We start from the raw sequence: 21,048 nt of genomic DNA on the forward strand, positions 1-21,048 counted from the left end.
AGGGCGTCAAGCCCTGTGCCGGATACGGCGCAGGGCTCGGGTACCTTTAGAGATCGTCGTCAGCGTCCAGGGCGGTCAAATGCTCACCCAGCTGCTGTTCGACATCGAAGGCCGAAGGATGCAGGTCACGTGCAGCACCCTCCTTCCTGCGACGACGTTCGGCATGGTGGGTAAGACCCGTCCCTGCCGGAATGAGGCGACCCACCACCACGTTCTCCTTCAGGCCACGCAGATAATCGCGCTTGCCGGTCACGGCAGCCTCGGTCAATACGCGCGTGGTTTCCTGGAAGGAAGCCGCCGAAATGAAGGACTCGGTCGCCAGCGATGCCTTGGTGATACCCAGCAGTACACGGTCGTATTTGGCAGGGAATTTGTCCTGCTCATGCAGCCGTGCATTCTCTGCCAGAACACGCACCAGCTCAACCTGATCGCCCGGAATCAGCGTGCTGTCGCCGGCATCGATAATCTCTACCTTGCGCAGCATCTGACGCACGATGACTTCGATGTGCTTGTCGTTGATGCCAACGCCCTGCAGACGATAGACGTCCTGGATTTCCGCAGTAATATATTTGGCCAGCTCGCTGACCCCAAGCAGACGCAGGATATCGTGCGGGTTGCTGGGGCCATCGGAAATGACCTCACCACGTTCGACGGTTTCGCCTTCGAAGACACCGATCTGACGCCACTTGGGAATCAGCATTTCGACCGGATCACCATCGGTGGGCGTAATCATCAGACGACGCTTGCCCTTGGTTTCCTTGCCGAAGGTGATGGTACCCGTGGTTTCGGCCAGTACCGAAGCTTCCTTGGGCTTGCGCGCCTCGAACAAGTCTGCAACGCGCGGCAGACCACCGGTGATGTCCTTGTTACCGGACGCTTCCACCGGAATACGAGCGACCACTTCACCGATGCCGATCGCAGAACCATCGTCAACGGAAACGATCGCATTACCGGGCAGCATGTACTGTACCGGCGTATTGGAGCCCGGCAGGGAGACCGCTTCACCATGCTCGTTTTGCAGCATGATCATGGGACGCTTGTCGCGTCCGGATGTTGGACGGTTACCGGACTCGATCACTTCGATGGAAGATAGACCGGTCATCTCATCAACACTGCGGTTGATGGTGACGTTTTCTTCCATGTCCGTGAACTGGATGCGACCTTCCACTTCCGAGACGATCGGATGTGTGTGCGGATCCCACTTGGCCACGACCTGGCCGGACTCAACCTGCGCGCCGTCCTTGATGGACAGCTCGGCGCCGTAGGGCAGCTTGTAGTACTCGCGCTCACGGCCATGCTCATCGGCCACCGCCAGAGCACTCGAACGGGAGACCACAACCAGTTTGCCGTCGCTACGCTCAACATGCTTCATGTTGTGCAGTCGCACGCTACCACCATGCTTGACCTGGACGCTATCCACGGCCGAAGCACGCGAAGCCGCACCACCAATGTGGAAGGTACGCATGGTCAGCTGGGTACCCGGCTCGCCGATGGACTGTGCCGCAATGACACCCACCGATTCACCAACGTTGACCACATGTCCACGGGCCAGATCGCGGCCATAGCAGGACGAGCAGACGCCATGTGCCGTTTCACAGGTAATGGTCGAGCGCACCACAATCTCGTCAACACCCATGGTGTCGAGACGGTTGCACCAGGCTTCATCCAACAGCGTATTGCGCGGAATCAGCACTTCCTCGGTCTGCGGATCGATGACATCACGCGCCACGACGCGACCCAGCACACGCTCGGCCAGCGAGACGATGATATCGCCCCCTTCAATGACCGGATGCAGTGTAAGACCTTCTTCCGTGCCGCAATCGACTTCGGTTACGACCACGTCCTGAGCCACATCAACCAGACGACGCGTCAGGTAACCGGAGTTGGCCGTCTTGAGTGCCGTATCTGCCAGACCCTTACGAGCACCGTGCGTCGAGATGAAGTACTGCAGTACGTTCAGGCCTTCACGGAAGTTGGCGGTGATCGGCGTTTCAATGATCGAGCCATCCGGCTTGGCCATCAGACCACGCATACCGGCCAGCTGACGGATCTGGGCGGCACTACCACGAGCACCGGAATCCGCCATGATGAAGACGCTGTTGAACGAATCCTGCTCAACCTCGTTACCTTCACGATCGGTCACTGTTTCCTTGGAAATACCGGTCATCATGGCACGAGCGACCTTATCGTTCGCCTTGGACCAGATGTCGATGACCTTGTTGTACTTCTCGCCAGCCGTGACAAGACCCGAGGAGAACTGATCCTCGATTTCTTTCACTTCATCCTCGGCCGCTTCGATAATCTCCTTCTTGGAGTCGGGGATTACGAAGTCGTTTACGCCGATGGAGGCACCCGACCAGGTGGCCAGACGGAAACCGGTATACATCAGCTGGTCAGCAAAAATGACGGTTTCCTTCAACCCCACCAGACGATAGCCGGCGTTGATCAGCTGGGAGATCGCCTTTTTCTTCATGGCCTTGTCGACCATTTCAAACGGCATACCGCGCGGCACAATGCGATACAGCAGCGCACGGCCCACGGTGGTGTCCTTGACCGAAGCATGTTCGATCAGCTCACCGGTTTCTTCATCACGCGTCCATTCGCTCAAACGGACACGAATGCGCGCATGAAGTGCCACGTTCTGGGTACCGAAGGCACGCTCGACCTCATTAAGGTCGGAGAAGGCCATGCCTTCACCCTTGGCGCCAATACGCTCGCGCGTCATGTAGTAAAGACCCAGAACAACGTCCTGTGACGGCACGATGATGGGATCACCGTTGGCCGGCGAAAGCACGTTATTGGTCGACATCATCAGCGCACGCGCTTCAAGCTGGGATTCCAGCGTCAGCGGTACGTGAACGGCCATCTGGTCGCCGTCAAAGTCGGCGTTATAGGCCGCACAAACGAGCGGATGCAGCTGAATGGCCTTGCCTTCGATCAGCATCGGCTCGAACGCCTGGATGCCCAGACGGTGCAGCGTCGGCGCGCGGTTCAGCAGTACCGGATGTTCACGGATAACGTCGGCGAGAATGTCCCACACCTCGGGCATTTCACGCTCTACCAGCTTCTTGGCCGCCTTGATGGTCGAGGCCTGGCCACTGCCCTGCAGCTTCGAATAGATGAAGGGCTTGAACAGCTCAAGCGCCATCTTTTTGGGCAGACCGCACTGATGCAGACGCAGGGTCGGGCCTACGGTGATAACCGAACGACCGGAATAGTCAACACGCTTGCCCAGCAGGTTCTGACGGAAACGTCCCTGCTTGCCCTTGATCATGTCAGCCAGTGACTTCAGCGGACGCTTGTTCGAGCCGGTGATGGCACGACCGCGACGACCGTTGTCCAGCAGGGCATCGACCGATTCCTGCAGCATGCGCTTTTCATTGCGGACGATAATATCCGGCGCAGACAGGTCCAGCAGACGCTTGAGACGGTTGTTACGGTTGATCACACGACGATAGAGGTCGTTGAGATCAGACGTTGCAAAGCGGCCACCGTCCAGCGGCACCAGCGGACGCAGATCCGGCGGCAGTACCGGCAGCACTTCCATGACCATCCAGCCCGGATGGTTGCCGGAACGATAGAAGGCTTCCAGCAGCTTGAGGCGCTTGGACAGCTTCTTGATCTTGGTATCAGAGTTGGTCTGCGGAATTTCCTCACGCAGACGGTCAATCTCTTCACCCAGATCGATATCGGACAGCAGCGCCTGTACGGCCTCGGCGCCCATGCGAGCATCGAAATCGTCGCCAAACTCCTCAAGCGCTTCGAAATACTGCTCATCGTTGAGCAGCTGACCGCGCTCAAGCGTCGTCATGCCAGGATCGATGACCACGAAGGACTCGAAATAGAGCACGCGCTCGATATCACGCAGGGTCATGTCCAGCAGCATGCCGATACGCGACGGCAGCGACTTCAGAAACCAGATGTGCGCGACGGGAGACGCCAGTTCGATATGGCCCATCCGCTCGCGACGCACGGACGCCTTGGTCACTTCGACGCCGCATTTTTCACAGATGATGCCACGGTGCTTCATGCGCTTGTACTTGCCGCACAGGCACTCGTAATCCTTGACCGGACCAAAAATCTTGGCACAGAACAGGCCGTCACGTTCTGGCTTGAACGTCCGGTAGTTAATGGTCTCGGGCTTTTTGACCTCGCCAAACGACCAGCTGCGGATCATGTCCGGAGAAGCAAGCGAAATCCGAATGGCATCAAACTCTTCAGACTGCGCCTGCGATTTAAGAACTTTGACCAGATCTTTCATGGGGTCGGCTCCGTTGCGGAGTTGTCATGAGCGGGGCCCGATCAATCAGGGCCCCGCGGACCTTCATAGGTAAAGGCGGCGTTTAGCCTTCCAGCTCGATGTCGATACCCAGCGAGCGGATTTCCTTGACCAGTACGTTGAAGGATTCAGGCATACCCGCCTGCATGCTGTGATCACCGTCGACGATGCTCTTGTACATCTTGGTACGACCTTCAACATCATCGGACTTGACCGTCAGCATTTCCTGCAGCGTATAGGCCGCGCCATAGGCTTCGAGTGCCCACACTTCCATCTCACCGAAGCGCTGGCCGCCGAACTGCGCCTTGCCACCGAGCGGCTGCTGAGTGACCAGCGAGTACGAACCGGTGGAACGTGCATGCATCTTGTCATCCACAAGGTGGTTGAGCTTGAGCATGTACATGTAGCCAACGGTAACCGGGCGATCAAACTTCTCACCGGTACGGCCATCGTAGAGCGCCATCTGACCGGAATCAGGCAGATCGGCCAGACGAAGCAATCCCTTGATTTCCTGCTCATGGGCACCGTCAAACACCGGCGATGCGATCGGCACGCCTTTCGAGAGGTTTTTGGCCAGTGCCAGCACTTCCTCATCGGTCAGCTCGTCGATGTTTTCCTGACGCCCGCCACTGGTGTTGTACACCTTGTGCAGGAACTCACGAATTTCGGTGAGTTGCTGCTCACGGGCATTTCGCATCATCCGGTCGATCTTGACGCCAAGGCCGTGGGCCGCCATGCCCAGGTGGGTCTCAAGAATCTGACCAACGTTCATGCGCGACGGAACACCCAGCGGGTTGAGCACGATATCGACCGGCGTGCCCTCATCATCGAACGGCATGTCTTCAACCGGCATGATGGCCGAGATGACACCCTTGTTACCGTGACGACCCGCCATCTTGTCACCTGGCTGGATACGACGCCTGACGGCCAGATAGACCTTGACGATCTTGAGCACGCCAGGTGCCAGATCATCACCCTGAGTGAGCTTGCGCTTCTTGTCCTCGAAACGCTCCTCCATCTCCTTGCGGCGAAGTTCCAGCTGTTCGTCGGCCTGATGCAGCAGCTCATTGAGCGCTTCATCCTGCATGCGAATCTTCGACCACTGCGAGCGCGGCAGCTCTTCAAGATACTCGTCGGTAACCACGTCACCCTTGGAAAGCTTCGGCCCACCGTTGACCGGCTGACCGGAAAGCGTGCGCTGCAGACGTTCAAAGGTCGCGTTTTCGGCGATACGATAGGTTTCCTGCAGATCCTTGCGCACTTCATCGAGCTGCTGCTGCTCGATGGAGAGCGCACGCGCATCCTTGTCGACGCCGTCACGGGTGAAGACCTGAACGTCGATAACCGTACCGCGCATGCCGGTAGACGCACGCAGCGAGGTATCCTTCACGTCACTGGCCTTCTCACCAAAGATGGCACGCAGCAGCTTCTCTTCCGGTGTCAGCTGAGTTTCACCCTTCGGCGTCACCTTGCCCACCAGAATGTCGCCCGGGTTGATCTCGGCACCGATATAGACCACGCCTGACTCGTCAAGCTTGCCCAGAGCCGCCTCGCCCACGTTGGGGATATCCGAGGTGATTTCTTCGGCACCCAGCTTGGTATCGCGAGAAACGCAGGTCAGCTCCTGGATATGGATCGTGGTAAAGCGATCCTCTTCAACCACGCGCTCCGAAATCAGCATGGAGTCTTCGAAGTTGTAGCCGTTCCAGGGCATGAAGGCGATACGGATGTTCTGACCCAGCGCCAGATCACCGGTATCTACCGACGGACCGTCAGCCAGAATGTCGCCAATGGCGATCTGGTCGCCCTGGCGCACGATCGGGCGCTGGTTCTGACAGGTATTCTGGTTGGAGCGCACGTATTTGGTCAGGTTGTAGATATCAACGCCGGCTTCACCGCCGATGATTTCATCTTCATTGACGCGAATAACGATACGCTTGGCATCGACAGAATCCACGACACCGCCACGACGAGCCACGGCGCAAACACCGGAGTCGCGTGCCACGAAACGCTCCATCCCGGTACCGACCAGCGGCTTGTCGGCCTTGAGCGTCGGTACTGCCTGACGCTGCATGTTCGAACCCATCAGGGCGCGGTTGGCGTCATCGTGCTCCAGGAACGGAATCAGGGCCGCGGCCACCGAGACGACCTGACGCGGAGAGACGTCCATCAGGGTCACCTTGTCAGGTGCCATGAAGGTGGTTTCACCGCGGTGACGAACCTGAACGAGATCGTCAATCAGCTGGCCGTTTTCATCCACCGTGGCCGAGGCCTGAGCGATGATGAAGTCCCCCTCCTCGATCGCCGACAGATGCACCACCTCATCGGTAACCTGACGGTTTTCCACCTTGCGGTAGGGCGTCTCCAGGAAACCATAGTGGTTGGTGTGGCTGTAGGTGGCCAGCGAGTTGATCAGACCGATGTTCGGACCTTCAGGTGTCTCGATCGGGCACAGACGGCCATAGTGCGTGGCATGAACGTCACGGACTTCGAAACCGGCACGCTCACGAGTCAGACCGCCCGGCCCGAGCGCGGACACACGACGCTTGTGCGTGACCTCGGACAGTGGATTGTTCTGGTCCATGAACTGTGAAAGCTGAGAAGAGCCGAAGAACTCCTTGACCGCCGCCGCAACCGGTTTGGCATTGATCAGGTCCTGCGGCATCAGGCCTTCGCTTTCGGCCATCGACAGACGTTCCTTGACCGCACGCTCAACGCGAACCAGACCCACACGGAACTGGTTTTCGGCCATTTCGCCGACGCTTCGGATACGACGGTTACCCAGGTGATCGATGTCATCGACATCGCCAAACCCGTTACGAATATTGATGAGCTCTCTGAGCACATCAATGATGTCGTCATGGGTCAGAACCCCCGGGCCTTCGTCCGTATCGCGACGCAGACGACGGTTGAACTTCATGCGACCAACGCCCGAAAGGTCGTAACGGTCTTCGCTGAAGAACAGGTTGTTGAACAGCGACTCGGCGGCTTCCTTGGTCGGCGGTTCGCCCGGACGCATCATGCGATAGATCTCGACCAGTGCCTCGAGCTGAGAACCGGTGGAATCAACACGCAGGGTGTCGGAGATGAACGAGCCGGTATCCAGGTCGTTGGTATACAGTGTCTCAATGGTCGTGATACCGGCCTGACCCAGTTTCTCGAGCATTTCAAGCGTCAGCTCGGTATTACAGGCCACCAGTAGCTCGCCGGTATTGGGATCGACCTGATCCTTTGCCAGCGTCTTGCCAAGGAGATACTCCATCGGCACGTCAAGACGCTCGATACCCGCCTTTTCCAGCTGACGGATATGCTTTTGCGTGATTCGACGACCTTCTTCAACAATGACATTGCCGTCATTATCGGAAATATCGAAGCTCGCAGTGTCGCCACGCAGACGCGAGGGCACCAGCTGTACGGAAAAACCGTTTCTTTCGACATGATAGACATCGGTGTCGAAGAAATAGCCGAGAATGTCCTCGGCACTGTAGCCCAGTGCACGCATGAGCACGGTGGCCGGCAGCTTGCGGCGACGGTCAATACGTACAAAGACGTTATCGCGCGGGTCAAACTCGAAATCCAGCCAGGACCCGCGATAGGGAATCACACGTGCCGAATACAGCAGTTTGCCCGAAGAGTGGCTCTTGCCCTTGTCGTGATCAAAGAACACGCCCGGGCTGCGGTGGAGCTGAGAAACAATAACGCGCTCGGTACCATTGACCACAAAGGTACCGTTTTCGGTCATCAGGGGGATTTCCCCCATGTAGACTTCCTGCTCCTTGATATCCTTGATCGCCTTGTTCGAAGACTCGCGATCGTAGATGATCAGACGTACCTTGACACGCAGGGGTGCTGAATAGGTCACACCACGAAGCTGGCACTCCTTGACATCAAAGGCAGGAGTACCAAAGCGGTAGCTGACATATTCGAGTGCCGCATTGCCCGAAAAGCTTTCAATCGGGAACACTGACTTGAAGGCGGCATGCAAACCAATATCATGGCGACCTTCAGGGGCACGATCCTGCTGCAGGAAGTCATAATAGGAATCAAGCTGGATGGCCAGCAGGTAAGGCACATCCATTACTTGGGGCAGTTTGCTGAAATCCTTGCGGATGCGTTTTTTCTCAGTGTATGAGTAAGCCATCTGTAATCCCCAGCTTGTTCACCATGAGTGACTGGCGTGATCGGTACACCAGCGGATTGGCTCCATCAGGCGCCAACGGCAAGCTTTCTGGAAGAAAGCTCGCCGCTTGAAGTTTTCCGGATCGCCTTAGCGTACTGGATATGGTGCTATGAGCACGCTAAGCCCATCCGGCAACAGAAAAAGGCCGGCGGCGGTCAGCTCATCTGACCGCCACCAGCCGTCATGCTATAACGCTTTCAGGCAGAACACTGATTACTTGAGTTCCACGGAAGCGCCAGCTTCTTCCAGCTTCTTCTTGGCTGCTTCAGCATCGTCCTTGGACATGCCTTCTTTCAGGGTTGCCGGAGCACCGTCAACGGCGCCCTTGGCTTCCTTGAGGCCCAGACCGGTGATTTCACGAACAACCTTGATGACGTTGACCTTCTTGTCACCAGCGGCAGTCAGAACCAGATCAAACTCGGTCTGCTCTTCAACGGCTGCGGCTTCGCCGCCTGCACCCGGACCTGCAACAACGGCTGCAGCGGCGCTGACGCCGAACTTCTCTTCCATCGACTCGATAAGGTCGACGACTTCCATGACGGACATTTCAGCAACAGCGTTGATGATGTCTTCTTTGCTCAGTGCCATGATTGCATTCCTGTACTTTGCGGGGCAAATGACTGCCCGATGAAATTTGCCGGGATGATACGTCGATCAGGCCGCTTCTTCTTCCTGCTTCTGGTCGCGCAGCGCTGCAAGCGTGCGTACCAGTTTGCCGGCAGAAGCTTCCTTCATGACGGACATCAGCTTGGCGATAGCTTCGTCGTAGGTCGGCAGGCTTGCCAGACGATCGATATCCTTTGCATCGATCAGCTCACCTTCGTAGGCCAGCGCCTTGACTTCAAATTTGGGCTGTTCGCGAGCGAAATCCCTGAGCAGACGCGCGCCGGCGCCCGGATGCTCAAGAGAAAACGCCAGCAGAGACGGACCAACAAAAGTCTCGTTCAGGCACTCCCAAGAAGTGCCCTGCAGGGCGCGACGTGCCAGCGTGTTACGCACAACGCGCAGCTGGACGCCGTTATCGCGGGCCTTTTTACGCAGTGCCGTCATGGCACCCACGTCAACACCGCGAGAATTGGCTACGACAACGGAGAGCGCCTGTCCGGCAGTTTCGCTGACCTCAGCGACAATTGCCTTCTTGTCTTCAAGACCCAGGGGCATATTTTCACTCCTCGTGCCGGTCATCCGAAAGAATGACCATCGTGGTTACCATCTACTGAAGACATACAGCAGAGTGGATGATGGCGTGTTGCCGGCTGACAACAGGCGCCATCTGCGCAGGCCATCTGCTCCGAACAAATGATTAAGCCGCCCCGTAGGACGACACCTGCGGTCTTTGACGGCGCCCCGTTCCACCACGGGCACGGGGACCGCAAAGCAATCGGTTGGTATCGATCAATTCAGGTAGGAATGATCGACGGTAACACCAGGCCCCATTGTCGTGGACAGGGAAACCTTTTTGATATAAACACCCTTGGAGGTGCTGGGCTTGAGCTTTTTCAGATCATTGACCAGCGCTTCCAGGTTGCCACGCAGGGCTTCAGGCGTGAAATCGACCTTGCCGATACCCGCATGAATGATGCCGTTCTTGTCGGTACGGAAACGCACCTGGCCTGCCTTGGCATTCTTGACGGCAGTCGCAACGTCAGGCGTTACGGTACCCACCTTGGGGTTGGGCATCAGGCCGCGCGGACCCAGAATCTGGCCCAGCTGACCGACGACGCGCATGGCGTCCGGCGCTGCGATGACAACGTCAAAGTCAAGGTTGCCCTTTTTGACTTCTGCTGCCAGATCATCCATGCCGACAATTTCGGCACCGGCTTCACGAGCCGCATCAGCTGCCGCACCCTGCGCAAAGACCGCAACACGAACGTCACGACCAGTGCCATTGGGCAGTACGGTAGCACCACGAACAACCTGATCCGATTTACGCGGATCAACACCCAGGTTGACGGCGACTTCTACACTTTCCTTGAATTTCACGGAAGAAATTTCAGACAGCAGCGTAGCGGCTTCATCAACACTGTATACACGCGAGGCATCGACACGATCGCGAATCAGCTTCATGCGCTTGGAAAGCTTGGCCATGATCAAAGACCCTCCACGTTCAGACCCATGCTGCGTGCGGTACCAGCGATGGTACGCAGTGCAGCCTCGAGGTCGGCAGCTGTCAGGTCAGGCTCCTTGGTGCGAGCGATCTCTTCGATCTGCTCACGCGTCACCGTGCCAACCTTCTTCTTGTTCGGCTCACCGGAGCCGGACTTGATGCCAGCAGCCTTTTTGAGCAGCACCGGCGCCGGCGGCGTCTTGGTGATGAACGTAAAGCTGCGATCGGAATAGACCGTGATAACCACGGGGGTCGGCAAACCGGCTTCCATATCTTGGGTTTCTGCATTAAACGCCTTGCAGAACTCCATGATGTTGACACCGTGCTGACCGAGTGCCGGACCTACCGGCGGACTGGGATTGGCTTTACCCGCTGCAACCTGCAGCTTGATGTAAGCCTGAACTTTCTTGGCCATGATGAACTCCGATTGGGTAATAGCGCCTTGCGGCTCCCCTGACTATCGATGCAGTGTCACTGCATCACCAGCACCCATAAGGACTAGAGCTTCTCAACCTGTGAGAACTCGAGCTCAACGGGTGTTGAGCGCCCGAAGATCAGAACACTGACCTGCAGACGGCTCTTCTCATAATTGACTTCTTCGACCACGCCATTGAAGTCTGCAAATGGACCATCGGCAACACGAACGGTTTCGCCGGCATCGAACATGGTCTTGGGACGTGGCTTTTCAGTACCATCCTGTACACGACGCAGAATGGCCTCTGCTTCGTTCGGCGTAATGGGAGCAGGCTTTTCAGGCGTTCCGCCAATAAACCCCATTACCCGGGGTGTTTCATTAACCAGATGCCAACTGCGGTCATCCATCGCCATTTCGACCAGCACATAACCGGGATAAAACTTGCGCTCGCTCTTGCGACGCTTCCCATCGCGCATTTCGACGACTTCTTCCGTAGGCACCAGGATTTCGCCGAAATGGTCTTCCATTTCGTAAAGCTTCACACGCTCAATCAGTGAGCGCATGACCTGTTTCTCAAAACCGGAATAGGCGTGGACAACATACCAGCGCTTAGTCATGCAAGCTCCTAACCAATAAGAGTCGACACCAGCCAACCGAAGAACATATCAATCAGCCAGAGCAACAGGCCTACAATGACAACTGCGCCCAGCACGATAGCGGTCGTTTGAAAGGTTTCCTGGCGGGTGGGCCAGACAACACGCTGAATTTCCTTCTTCGCGTTTCTGGCAAGCGAGGTCAGCTCGCGACCTCGACTGGTCGTCAGTGCAATACCCAGAGCTGCCACTACCAGCACGACAACGCCGATCACTCGATAAATCATCGGTTGATCGGCAAAGTAGACGTTACCCGCTACCGCAACAGCGACAAGCACCACAGCAGCAGCCCACTTGAGCGCATCAAAACGGGTATCCTGCACTTCGGCGGTCTGTTTCATGGGGAAGAAAACTCCTCAGGAGTGCGGCAATCGATTTACACACAAAAGCTGCCAATCTGAGGAAGACTGGCAGGCCAGGAGGGACTCGAACCCCCAACCTGCGGTTTTGGAGACCGCTGCTCTGCCAATTGAGCCACTGGCCTGTAACATCGTCGTCGCGAATGCCTTTGCGAGCGGCATGCACGATACCAAAAAGCTCGATGCACGACAACCACATCGAACTAGAAAGGGCGACCCTTACGGCTCGCCCTGAATGGAGCTCATGGACGGAATTGAACCGTCGACCTCACCCTTACCAAGGGTGTGCTCTACCCCTGAGCTACATGAGCATAACCCTTTGCACAACTGGAGCGGGCAGCGGGAATCGAACCCGCATCATCAGCTTGGAAGGCTGAGGTTCTACCATTAAACTATGCCCGCTTACCCAATACTTCAATCACTGCGTGACTGAAAAAATTCTTGGTGGAGGGAGGAGGATTCGAACCTCCGAAGCTCGCGCGGCAGATTTACAGTCTGCTCCCTTTGGCCACTCGGGAATCCCTCCAACTTGGCGGCAAATTATACCGATCCAAGACGGGCTGTCAAGCCCTTATTCCATTTGACCTAAATGCCCTGCCTCATGGAACGCGCCGCATTCTGTCAGAGCATTCGCGTAAACGCAAGTGCCTTTCGCATTTCTGCCAGATCGGCAGGCGCCATCACTTCAGGCATGCCGGCCAGCACGCCCCGCTTCTCTTCCACGGTCAGCGGGAAAAGCGCTTCGAGACCGGCATAGACCATGTCCGGCCAGCAGGCGTGTGGCAAACGAAGCCCCCTTGAAATCAGTGGCGCATCGCCACCGGTAATCAACAACGGCAGCGTCATGTTCTGACTGTCGCAGAGTTCCATGTAAAGACGATTTATCGCACTGATGGCGGCCATGAAAACCCCGTGATTAACGGCATCGCCTGTATTGGTACCAGGCGAAAGCGCATGAAGGACTTCCTCTTCGGGGTCGATCACTACCTTGCGGGTTCCCAGCTTGAGGCTCTCCTTCATGAGCCTGAGCCCTGGAATAATATATCCGCCGAGGTGCTGCCCGTTGGGCAAAACGGCATCCATGGTAATGGCACTGCCACAGTCCACGGTGCAACACCCCCCGGTCAGCTGATACCCCGAAAGCACTCCCAGCCAGCGATCCACTCCCAGTCGTTCGGGTGTTTCGTAGCCATTACGAATGCCAAGTGCCTCGGCAGTGGAGTGTGCGACATGAATATCACCCACGCGTCGTTTTAAAAGTCTGACCGTATCTTCCAGCACATCCTGACGCGCCACGTTGGAGATGCGAATGACCTCGACAATGTCGAGGTCAGGGATATCCGCTCCCGAGCGCCATTCATCACGCGTCCACATGGCGCCTCGGGCGCGAATACTGCTGGTACGGCGATCCTTGAGACGCCATTTTGAAAGTGTATTGCCGATATCCAGATCGAGAATCATGAGCCGCCACGCAAACTGACTTCGCCACCGGCAAAGCGCTTGTCCTCACCACCAATGCTGACCATCAGATTACCGGTATCATCCACACCTTTCGCCACCCCTTCACTGACGGTGCTCTCCTGATAGATGCGCACTGCCCTGTCCTGATAAACGTGATAGGCATTCCAGCGATCACGCCAGGCGGCAAATCCTGCCTGCTCAAAGCCTTCGAGCATCTTTATGTGCGCCTCGATCATGGCGCTGACCAGCACATTGCGTGAGACACCGGGCGCCAGTTCGGAAAGCGTCGTGATGGGCTGTCCGATAGCGGCCCGCCCCTGTTCGGAAAGCCTGATATTGATTCCCACACCGATGACCACCTGGCAGGGCCCGGAAGTATCTCCTCGAACTTCAACCAGAATCCCGCCCAGCTTGGAGACGCCTTTCGACGTTGATACCAGCAGATCGTTGGGCCATTTCAACTGAACGTCGACCCCCTGATCCGACAGGAGATCCGCCATGACCACACCGACCGCCAGGCTCAGTCCTTCAAGCGCCCCTACCCCGCTTTCAAACTGCCAACCGATGGAGAAGTGAATGTTCCCCCCCCACTCACTGTAAAACGACCGACCGCGCCGCCCTCGTCCGGCACTCTGCCATTCCGCAAGACATACCTCTCCATGCCCGGCCCCCTGAGCGAAGCGCTCCAGCAGAAAGGTGTTGGTCGAACCGATCGAATCCTCTATAAAAAGGTGTTCGAGATGCTGTCGCGCAGAGCGTGACAGGCTGGCCACGATGTCACCTCCGCGCAAGGGCTCCGGCGGCTCCAGAAGGCGGTATCCACATCCTCTTGCCGTCTCGACAGACAGCCCCAGTCCTTCGAGCTTGCGCAGCTGTTTCCATACCGCTGTACGAGAGACTCCGATTTCCTTCCCCAGCGCCTCACCTGAATGGAAGGCCCCATCGCTCATCAGTCTGATCAGATCGCTGACACTCATGGAATTGCGTTCATATCCTGGAACCCTTGTATCCGCCTGCACCGCCACGGGCATTGCTCTTCAGAAATTCGTGCAGGGCACGAAAACAAAAAGGGTACCCCTTTGGGTACCCTTTGTAATCTCCGAACGCGCGATTTAATCTCAGTGATATCCCTCACCATGGCGCACCTTGCCCCGAAAGACATAGTAGCTGTAAGCCGTATAGGCGAGCACGATGGGCACCAGAATCACATATCCCACGATCAGAAATGACTGACTGGCACGCGCCGAGGAGGCGTCCCAAAGGGTGATATCTGGCGGGATGATCAAGGGGAAAAAGCTGATGACCAGCCCCGAGAGCCCGAGGAAAAACAGGCCCAGCACCTTGAAAAAGAGCCGCCGCTCATGGGAGTGCGTGACACCGTTCCAGATGCTCCAGGAAAGTAGCGCAACCAGAATCGGCACCGGCGCAAACCAGGCAATATTGGGGAACGTGAACCAGCGCTCGGCAATGCGCCCATTGGAAAGCGGCGTCCATACGCTGATCACGATCATGGAAGCCACCAGCAGCAGCGTTAGAGGACGTGCCAGCTGATAAAACCGATTCTGTAGCTCTCCTTCCGTTTTCATGATCAGCCAGCCGGCCCCCAGCAGCGCATAACCTGCCATGAGCGCCAGCCCGGTGAACAGTGCAAACGGCGAGAACCAGTCAAAGGTGCCTCCCTGATAGGTACGCTCTGACACCGCCAGTCCATTAATGATGCCCCCCAGAACGACGCCCTGACTGAAGGTTGCCACCATGGCACCGCCACTGAATGCAAGATCAAACCATTTGCGCGAACGGTTCGACTTGAAGCGGAATTCAAAGGCAATTCCCCTGAAAATCAATGCCAGCAGCATCAGGATCAAGGGGAGATACATGGCCGGTAAAATCACCGAATAAGCCAGTGGGAAAGCGCCATACAATCCAGCGCCCCCCAGAATCATCCATGTCTGGTTGCCGTCCCATACCGGCGCCACGGTGTTCATCATGACGTCGCGATTCTCATCTCCCTTGATGAAGGGAAACAGGATTCCAACACCCAGGCTGAAGCCATCCATCATGACGTACATGGCAACAGCAAAACCGATCAGCAGATACCAGATGACTGGCAGGTCAATTGTCATGCTCATGGCTCCCAATCAATTTTGCTCTTCGAAACTGCCGTCGGCTGCCGACATCGGCCGCTTGGGCTGACGCTCATGGCCCGGACCACCGGAAGGCACCATATTCATCGGCTCGGATTTGATCAGTCTCAGCATATAATAGATTCCGATACCGAAGATGATGGCATAGACCACCATGAAGCCAATCAGGGTTGTCATCATGCTGGCCACGCTATGTGTCGAGACTGCATCCTCGCTGCGCAGCATGCCGTAAACCACCCAAGGCTGACGACCGGCTTCTGTCGTAATCCAGCCAGCCAGCAGGGCGATAAAGCCCACGGGCGTCGTGAACAGCGCGATCCGCTGGAACCAGCGCGCGTCATAGAGCTGTCCTCTCCAGCGCAAAAAGAGCCCGACAACACCCATGCCAAGCATCAACATGCCCAGCCCAACCATGATCCTGAAGCTCCAGAATACCAGTGGCACATCAGGCCATTCGTCACGAGGCCAGTCCTTGAGCCCCTGAATCTTGCCATCAAGGGTGTGGGTCAAAATCAGACTGCTGGCATAGGGCACCTTCAGCTCGAAGTGGTTGGCTCCATCTTCCATGCTTGGCAGGGCGAAGAGCACCAGCGGCATACCCTTCTGATCCGGCTCGTTCTCCCAGTGCCCCTCCATCGCGGCCACCTTGGCAGGCTGATGTTCCAGCGTGTTGAGGCCATGCATGTCACCGGCAATGATCTGTACCGGCAGTGCTACCAGAATGGCCCACATGGCCATGGAAAACATCTTGCGCGCTGCCTGGTCACGGCGATCACGCAGCAGGTGATAGGCCCCTACCCCACCCACGACAAAACCGACCGAGATAAAGGCTGCCAGCCCCATATGGACAATTCGATAGGGGAAGGACGGGTTGAACATGATTTCGAGCCAGTTCGACGGCTCAAAGCGCCCATCAATGACTTCATATCCGGCAGGGGTCTGCATCCAACTGTTGGACATCAGAATCCAGGTCATCGAAATGAGGGTACCAATGGCCACAAGGCAGGTCGCCGAGAAGTGCAGCCGCTTGCTGACACGCCCCTCACCGAACAGCATGATGCCGAGGAAACCGGCCTCCATGAAGAAGGCTGTCAGCACCTCATAGGTCAAAAGCACACCGGTAATATCGCCTGCCCTTTCGGCAAAGCCGCTCCAGTTGGTGCCGAACTCGTATGCCATGACCACGCCAGAGACGACCCCCAGCCCGAAAACCACAGCAAAGATACGCACCCAGAAACGGTACAGGTTATGGTAAATCTCATTCCCCGTTTTTAACCACAGCCCTTCCAGCACCATCAGGTAGCTTGCAAGACCGATCGAAAAAGCGGGAAAAAGAATATGAAAGGAAACGGTAAAGGCGAACTGGAATCGCGCCAGGTCTAAAGCTTCAAACCCCAGCATTGGCTTGGCTCTCCTGCTTTGGGTTCTGGATAGTCACGGAAACTATGAAGTTAGAGCATTCCCACGGAAAAGTGAAAGCCTCGGGACATCATGTCGCATGACCATGGCGCTGCAGTACGGGAAAGCAAAGGCAGGAAAGACAATGCTGATCGACGCAAGCGTCAATGCAGCATTGAATGAACTAAACGTTCAGAGACGCTGGCGAATCAAGCCGCGCGGCTGTGGTCTCTGATGCAGGCTTTTGATAGTCGATGGCCATGACCGCACTCAATACCGTAACGACCAGTATTGAAATACCAAAGAGCTGACGCGCCCAGCGGGCATTGTCATTTTGGTGATAACGAGAAATGGCAATATAGAGCCAGTAAAGCGTCATCGCGATCATTACGACCAGATAGACGTATCCGGTGTATCCCGTAAACGTCAAAAGCGTCGCGGCCACACCGAAAGCCACAATATAGGCGACGGTCTGGCGTTTGGCCGATGCCACCCCTCTGGCAACAGAGAGCACGGGAATGGAAGCCGCCCGATAATCTTCCAGCCTGAAAATGGCAATCGCATATGAATGCGGCATTTGCCACAGACTGAAGATCAACAGTACCAGCCATGCGCCCAGATCAAACTGATTACTGACTGCACAGTACCCAATGACCGGCGGTGCCGCACCGGACAGGCTGCCGATCAACGTACCATGAACCGAATGACGCTTTAGCCAGAGGCTGTAGGCGCCAACGTAGATGGCAAAGCCGAACAGGGCCACACCCGCAGCCAGCGGATTAGCCACTATCAATAAAAGTAAAAAGCCTGCTGTACCCAGCAGGCAGGCCATGATCAGCGCAGAGCGAACATCGATCGTGCCTTCGACAAGCGCACGCTTTTGCGTGCGCGCCATGTACTCGTCAATGTCGCGATCGATGACATTGTTGAATACACAACCGGAAGCAACGACCAGCGACACCCCGATAACGGTGGCGAAAAACAACAGCAGGTCGATGCTTCCTTTCGAGGCCAGAAAGAATCCCCCTGTTACCGAGATCAGATTGCCGAAGACAATGCCCGGCTTCGTTAGCAGGAGATATCTTTTGAGCATCGGTACAGGCTTCTTACATCCCTACCATCAGATTATGGTTGAGATGGAACATGATCCACAGCGAGCCCACTACCACAATGGCCACGATCAAAATCGTGAACCAGAGCGAGATCATGTTCCAGCGTGGCCCTGAGTCTTCATTGAGGTGAAGGAAGTACATGACCTGCACCACGATCTGAACAACCGCCATGATCATGATGATCGCCAGCGTTGCCATACCCGAGAGCGCGCCGGTCATGACCAGGCCAAAGGGGATAATGGTCAGGATGATGGAGAGAATCAGTCCCGTGGTATAGGACTTGACGCTACCATGATCGTGACTTTCTGGAGATTGATGGTGATTGGACATTACATGGCTCCCATCAGATAGACGATGGTAAATACGCAGATCCAGATGATGTGCAGGAAGTGCCAGAACAGGCTTAGACACATCAGGCGCGATCGGTTCATGTCAGTCAGACCCTTGGTGGCAATCTGAATCAACAAAACGATGGCCCAGAGGCACCCGGAAGTGACGTGCAGACCATGCGTACCTACCAGCGTAAAGAACGATGACAGGAACGCACTACGCTGGGGACCCGCCCCTTCAGCAATGAAGTGATGGAACTCGTAGATCTCGAGAGAGACGAACACGATACCCAGTAGCAGGGTCAGCGCCAGCCAGAGCATGGTGCCCTGCTTGTTGCCCTTGTTCATGGCAAGCGTTGAAAGCCCGATCATGAAGCTACTGGCGAGCAGCACAAAGGTTTCTACCAGAACAAAGGGCAGCTCAAACAGCTCTTGAGAGGTGGGGCCACCCGCATAGTTCGTACTCAGGACTGCGAAGGTTGCAAAAATGGATGCAAACAGTACGCAGTCGCTCATGATGTAGATCCAGAAACCGAATACTCTGGTCGCTACCGGATCATGATGTTCATGCTCATGGTGCTCATGCCCGTGGGCATGAGCGTCCTGATTGGTCATTGATTGAGTCGACATGTGTTACGCCTGATTTGACAATTTTTGATAACGCTGACTTTCGATGCGCTCGACTTCGGCAGCAGGAACGTAATAGTCAATATCGTCGTTGAAGGTACGCAGCACGATGGTGATGAAGATGCCTACAGCTGAAGCGATCGCCAGCCACCAGATATGCCAGATCAGTGCAAACCCGAATACAGAGGCAATAATGCCGATGAAAAATCCTGCCGAGGTGTTTTTCGGCATATGGATATCCTGATATTCGGCAGGCTTTTGTTCACTGACGCCGTTTTCCTTCATGTGCCAGAAGGCATCACGCTCTTCTACAACGGGAATATGCGCGAAGTTGTAAAAGGGTGCCGGTGAAGGGATGGACCATTCAAGCGTACGACCGCCCCACGGATCACCTGTCTCGTCGATGTTCTGATGACGATTCTTGATGCTCACGACAATCTGCAGGAGCTGGCAGGCAATACCACAGGCAATGATGAGAGCACCAATGGCAGCCACAATCAGCGGGAAATGCCAGTCCGGATTGTCATAGCTGTTCAGGCGACGGGTCATGCCCATGAAACCAAGAGCATACAGCGGCATGAAGGCCGTAAAGAAGCCCACGATCCAGCACCAGGCAGAAGCCTTGCCAAGCTTTTCATCAAGCTTGAATCCGAACACTTTCGGGAACCAGTAGGTGAAACCTGCCAGGTAACCGAAGACCACACCACCAATGATGACGTTGTGGAAGTGAGCAATCAAAAACAGGCTGTTATGGAGCACGTAATCAGCGCCGGGTACGGCCAGAAGAACACCTGTCATCCCACCGATCGTGAAGGTGATGAGAAAGCCAAGCGTCCAGGCCATTGGAACGGTGAACTGAACACGGCCTTCATACATGGTGAACAGCCAGTTGAAGATTTTGACCCCGGTCGGGATCGCAATGATCATCGTGGCGATACCAAAGAAGGAGTTCACATTGGCACCAGCACCCATGGTGAAGAAGTGGTGCAGCCAGACCACAAAGGACAGCACGGTAATGGCAACCGTGGCATAGACCATGGAGGTGTAGCCAAACAGGCGCTTCTTGCAATAGGTGGCCACAACCTCGGCAAAAATGCCGAAGGCAGGCAGAACCAGAATGTAGACTTCCGGATGGCCCCAGGCCCAGATGAGATTGACGTACATCATCTGGTTGCCACCCATGTCATTGGTAAAGAAATGGGTGCCAATGTAGCGATCAAGCGTGAGCAGCGCGATAGTGACCGTCAGGATCGGGAATGCCGCAATGATCAGGACATTGGTGCACAGTGCCGTCCAGGTAAACATCGGCATTTTCATCAGCGTCATGCCGGGAGCACGCATCTTCAGGATGGTGACGAAGAAATTCACGCCGGTCAGCAGGGTACCGATACCTGATATCTGCAGACTCCATATCCAGTAATCCACGCCCACGCCCGGACTGTACTGAATATCGGACAATGGCGGATAGGCCAGCCAGCCGGTAGCTGCAAACTCACCCACACCCAGTGACACGTTGACCAGGATGACGCCAGCCGTTGTCAGCCAGAAACTCAGCGAGTTCAGATAGGGGAAGGCAACGTCGCGAGCACCGATCTGCAGCGGTACGGCAATGTTCATCAGACCTACCATGAACGGCATGGCCATGAAGAAGATCATGATAACGCCATGAGCAGTGAAGATCTGGTCATAGTGCTCAGGCGGCAGATACCCTTCTGCTCCCCCGAGGCAATGGCCTGTTGGGAGCGCATCATGATGGCATCAGAAAAACCACGGATCAGCATGATGATGGCAACGATGATGTACATCACGCCCAGACGCTTGTGATCCACGGAGGTAATCCACTCCCTCCAGAGATATCCCCACTTCTTGAAATAGGTAATGGCGGCAACGATGGCCAGGCCCAGCAGCCCCGCAACACCAAGAACCACCATGACGATGGGTTCGTGGTAGGGGACGGCTTCAATACTAAGTTTGCCGAACATGT

The 21,048-nt window shown here is 56.0% G+C and carries 15 protein-coding genes, 4 tRNA genes and 1 pseudogene; all 20 read right to left on the reverse strand.

Annotated features, from left to right (window positions below; all coding sequences use genetic code 11):
- Nucleotides 1-46: 46 nt before the first annotated feature.
- The 20 genes and pseudogenes from rpoC to cyoB all read right to left on the reverse strand — a co-directional run bounded on the left by rpoC (nucleotide 47) and on the right by cyoB (nucleotide 21,046).
- Complete coding sequence (rpoC, locus tag B9G99_RS03635) at nucleotides 47-4,261, reverse strand: DNA-directed RNA polymerase subunit beta' (RefSeq protein ID WP_086620799.1); 4,215 nt, start codon at nucleotides 4,259-4,261, stop codon at nucleotides 47-49.
- A gap of 82 nt (nucleotides 4,262-4,343) precedes the next feature.
- Complete coding sequence (gene rpoB, locus B9G99_RS03640; protein WP_086620800.1) at nucleotides 4,344-8,420, reverse strand: DNA-directed RNA polymerase subunit beta; 4,077 nt, start codon at nucleotides 8,418-8,420, stop codon at nucleotides 4,344-4,346.
- Nucleotides 8,421-8,672: 252 nt separating this feature from the next.
- A complete protein-coding gene (gene rplL / locus B9G99_RS03645; protein ID WP_086620801.1) occupies nucleotides 8,673-9,047 on the reverse strand; it encodes a 50S ribosomal protein L7/L12 in 375 nt (124 codons plus the stop codon).
- Nucleotides 9,048-9,113: 66 nt separating this feature from the next.
- Nucleotides 9,114-9,620: a 50S ribosomal protein L10 gene (gene rplJ / locus B9G99_RS03650; RefSeq protein ID WP_086620802.1), complete on the reverse strand. Its 507-nt coding sequence runs from the start codon at nucleotides 9,618-9,620 to the stop codon at nucleotides 9,114-9,116.
- 234 nt (nucleotides 9,621-9,854) lie between these two features.
- Nucleotides 9,855-10,547 carry a 50S ribosomal protein L1 gene (gene rplA / locus B9G99_RS03655; RefSeq protein ID WP_086623263.1) on the reverse strand — a complete coding sequence of 231 codons (693 nt, stop codon included), beginning with the start codon at nucleotides 10,545-10,547 and terminating at the stop codon, nucleotides 9,855-9,857.
- Nucleotides 10,548-10,549: 2 nt separating this feature from the next.
- The gene (rplK, locus tag B9G99_RS03660; protein WP_086620803.1) at nucleotides 10,550-10,981 is read right to left on the reverse strand and encodes a 50S ribosomal protein L11; all 432 of its coding nucleotides are present in this window, start codon (nucleotides 10,979-10,981) and stop codon (nucleotides 10,550-10,552) included.
- 83 nt (nucleotides 10,982-11,064) lie between these two features.
- Nucleotides 11,065-11,598 carry a transcription termination/antitermination protein NusG gene (gene nusG / locus B9G99_RS03665; protein WP_086620804.1) on the reverse strand — a complete coding sequence of 178 codons (534 nt, stop codon included), beginning with the start codon at nucleotides 11,596-11,598 and terminating at the stop codon, nucleotides 11,065-11,067.
- Nucleotides 11,599-11,606: 8 nt separating this feature from the next.
- A complete protein-coding gene (gene secE / locus B9G99_RS03670; protein WP_086620805.1) occupies nucleotides 11,607-11,975 on the reverse strand; it encodes a preprotein translocase subunit SecE in 369 nt (122 codons plus the stop codon).
- A gap of 67 nt (nucleotides 11,976-12,042) precedes the next feature.
- Nucleotides 12,043-12,118 (reverse strand) — tRNA-Trp (locus tag B9G99_RS03675).
- Nucleotides 12,119-12,229: 111 nt separating this feature from the next.
- A tRNA-Thr gene (locus tag B9G99_RS03680) sits at nucleotides 12,230-12,304 on the reverse strand.
- Between the two features lie 17 nt (nucleotides 12,305-12,321).
- Nucleotides 12,322-12,395: transfer RNA gene (locus B9G99_RS03685), tRNA-Gly, on the reverse strand.
- Between the two features lie 40 nt (nucleotides 12,396-12,435).
- A tRNA-Tyr gene (locus tag B9G99_RS03690) sits at nucleotides 12,436-12,519 on the reverse strand.
- Between the two features lie 95 nt (nucleotides 12,520-12,614).
- On the reverse strand, nucleotides 12,615-13,454 hold the full coding sequence (locus B9G99_RS03695; protein ID WP_086620806.1) for a type III pantothenate kinase: 840 nt from the start codon (nucleotides 13,452-13,454) through the stop codon (nucleotides 12,615-12,617).
- On the reverse strand, nucleotides 13,451-14,431 hold the full coding sequence (locus B9G99_RS03700) for a biotin--[acetyl-CoA-carboxylase] ligase (protein WP_086620807.1): 981 nt from the start codon (nucleotides 14,429-14,431) through the stop codon (nucleotides 13,451-13,453). The genes B9G99_RS03695 and B9G99_RS03700 overlap by 4 nt, the downstream gene beginning before the upstream one ends.
- A gap of 141 nt (nucleotides 14,432-14,572) precedes the next feature.
- Nucleotides 14,573-15,577 (reverse strand): cytochrome d ubiquinol oxidase subunit II, encoded by a 1,005-nt coding sequence (cydB, locus tag B9G99_RS03705; protein WP_086623264.1) that lies wholly within the window; start codon nucleotides 15,575-15,577, stop codon nucleotides 14,573-14,575.
- A 15-nt stretch (nucleotides 15,578-15,592) separates the two neighbouring features.
- Complete coding sequence (locus B9G99_RS03710) at nucleotides 15,593-16,999, reverse strand: cytochrome ubiquinol oxidase subunit I (RefSeq protein ID WP_086620808.1); 1,407 nt, start codon at nucleotides 16,997-16,999, stop codon at nucleotides 15,593-15,595.
- Nucleotides 17,000-17,180: 181 nt separating this feature from the next.
- Entirely contained in the window at nucleotides 17,181-18,089 is a 909-nt protein-coding gene (gene cyoE / locus B9G99_RS03715; RefSeq protein ID WP_086620809.1) for a heme o synthase, read from the reverse strand.
- Nucleotides 18,090-18,102: 13 nt separating this feature from the next.
- Nucleotides 18,103-18,438: a cytochrome o ubiquinol oxidase subunit IV gene (cyoD, locus tag B9G99_RS03720; protein WP_086620810.1), complete on the reverse strand. Its 336-nt coding sequence runs from the start codon at nucleotides 18,436-18,438 to the stop codon at nucleotides 18,103-18,105.
- Entirely contained in the window at nucleotides 18,438-19,067 is a 630-nt protein-coding gene (cyoC, locus tag B9G99_RS03725; protein ID WP_086620811.1) for a cytochrome o ubiquinol oxidase subunit III, read from the reverse strand. Before cyoC ends, cyoD begins: the two co-directional genes overlap by 1 nt.
- A gap of 3 nt (nucleotides 19,068-19,070) precedes the next feature.
- Nucleotides 19,071-21,046, reverse strand: a pseudogene (cyoB, locus tag B9G99_RS03730) (cytochrome o ubiquinol oxidase subunit I).
- Between the last annotated feature and the right edge of the window lie 2 nt (nucleotides 21,047-21,048).

This window comes from Kushneria konosiri, from assembly GCF_002155145.1.
Classification (GTDB): domain Bacteria; phylum Pseudomonadota; class Gammaproteobacteria; order Pseudomonadales; family Halomonadaceae; genus Kushneria; species Kushneria konosiri.

What these genes read in the sequence shown, in the direction of transcription:
- rpoC (WP_086620799.1), bottom strand. Translation starts at nt 4,261, where the DNA reads ATGAAAGATCTGGTCAAAGTTCTTAAATCGCAGGCGCAGTCTGAAGAG.
- B9G99_RS03710 (WP_086620808.1), bottom strand. Translation starts at nt 16,999, where the DNA reads ATGCTGGGGTTTGAAGCTTTAGACCTGGCGCGATTCCAGTTCGCCTTT.
- B9G99_RS03700 (WP_086620807.1), bottom strand. Translation starts at nt 14,431, where the DNA reads ATGAGTGTCAGCGATCTGATCAGACTGATGAGCGATGGGGCCTTCCAT.
- rplK (WP_086620803.1), bottom strand. Translation starts at nt 10,981, where the DNA reads ATGGCCAAGAAAGTTCAGGCTTACATCAAGCTGCAGGTTGCAGCGGGT.
- rpoB (WP_086620800.1), bottom strand. Translation starts at nt 8,420, where the DNA reads ATGGCTTACTCATACACTGAGAAAAAACGCATCCGCAAGGATTTCAGC.
- cyoD (WP_086620810.1), bottom strand. Translation starts at nt 18,438, where the DNA reads ATGTCCAATCACCATCAATCTCCAGAAAGTCACGATCATGGTAGCGTC.
- nusG (WP_086620804.1), bottom strand. Translation starts at nt 11,598, where the DNA reads ATGACTAAGCGCTGGTATGTTGTCCACGCCTATTCCGGTTTTGAGAAA.
- cydB (WP_086623264.1), bottom strand. Translation starts at nt 15,577, where the DNA reads ATGACAATTGACCTGCCAGTCATCTGGTATCTGCTGATCGGTTTTGCT.
- B9G99_RS03695 (WP_086620806.1), bottom strand. Translation starts at nt 13,454, where the DNA reads ATGATTCTCGATCTGGATATCGGCAATACACTTTCAAAATGGCGTCTC.
- secE (WP_086620805.1), bottom strand. Translation starts at nt 11,975, where the DNA reads ATGAAACAGACCGCCGAAGTGCAGGATACCCGTTTTGATGCGCTCAAG.
- rplL (WP_086620801.1), bottom strand. Translation starts at nt 9,047, where the DNA reads ATGGCACTGAGCAAAGAAGACATCATCAACGCTGTTGCTGAAATGTCC.
- rplJ (WP_086620802.1), bottom strand. Translation starts at nt 9,620, where the DNA reads ATGCCCCTGGGTCTTGAAGACAAGAAGGCAATTGTCGCTGAGGTCAGC.
- rplA (WP_086623263.1), bottom strand. Translation starts at nt 10,547, where the DNA reads ATGGCCAAGCTTTCCAAGCGCATGAAGCTGATTCGCGATCGTGTCGAT.
- cyoE (WP_086620809.1), bottom strand. Translation starts at nt 18,089, where the DNA reads ATGCTCAAAAGATATCTCCTGCTAACGAAGCCGGGCATTGTCTTCGGC.
- cyoC (WP_086620811.1), bottom strand. Translation starts at nt 19,067, where the DNA reads ATGTCGACTCAATCAATGACCAATCAGGACGCTCATGCCCACGGGCAT.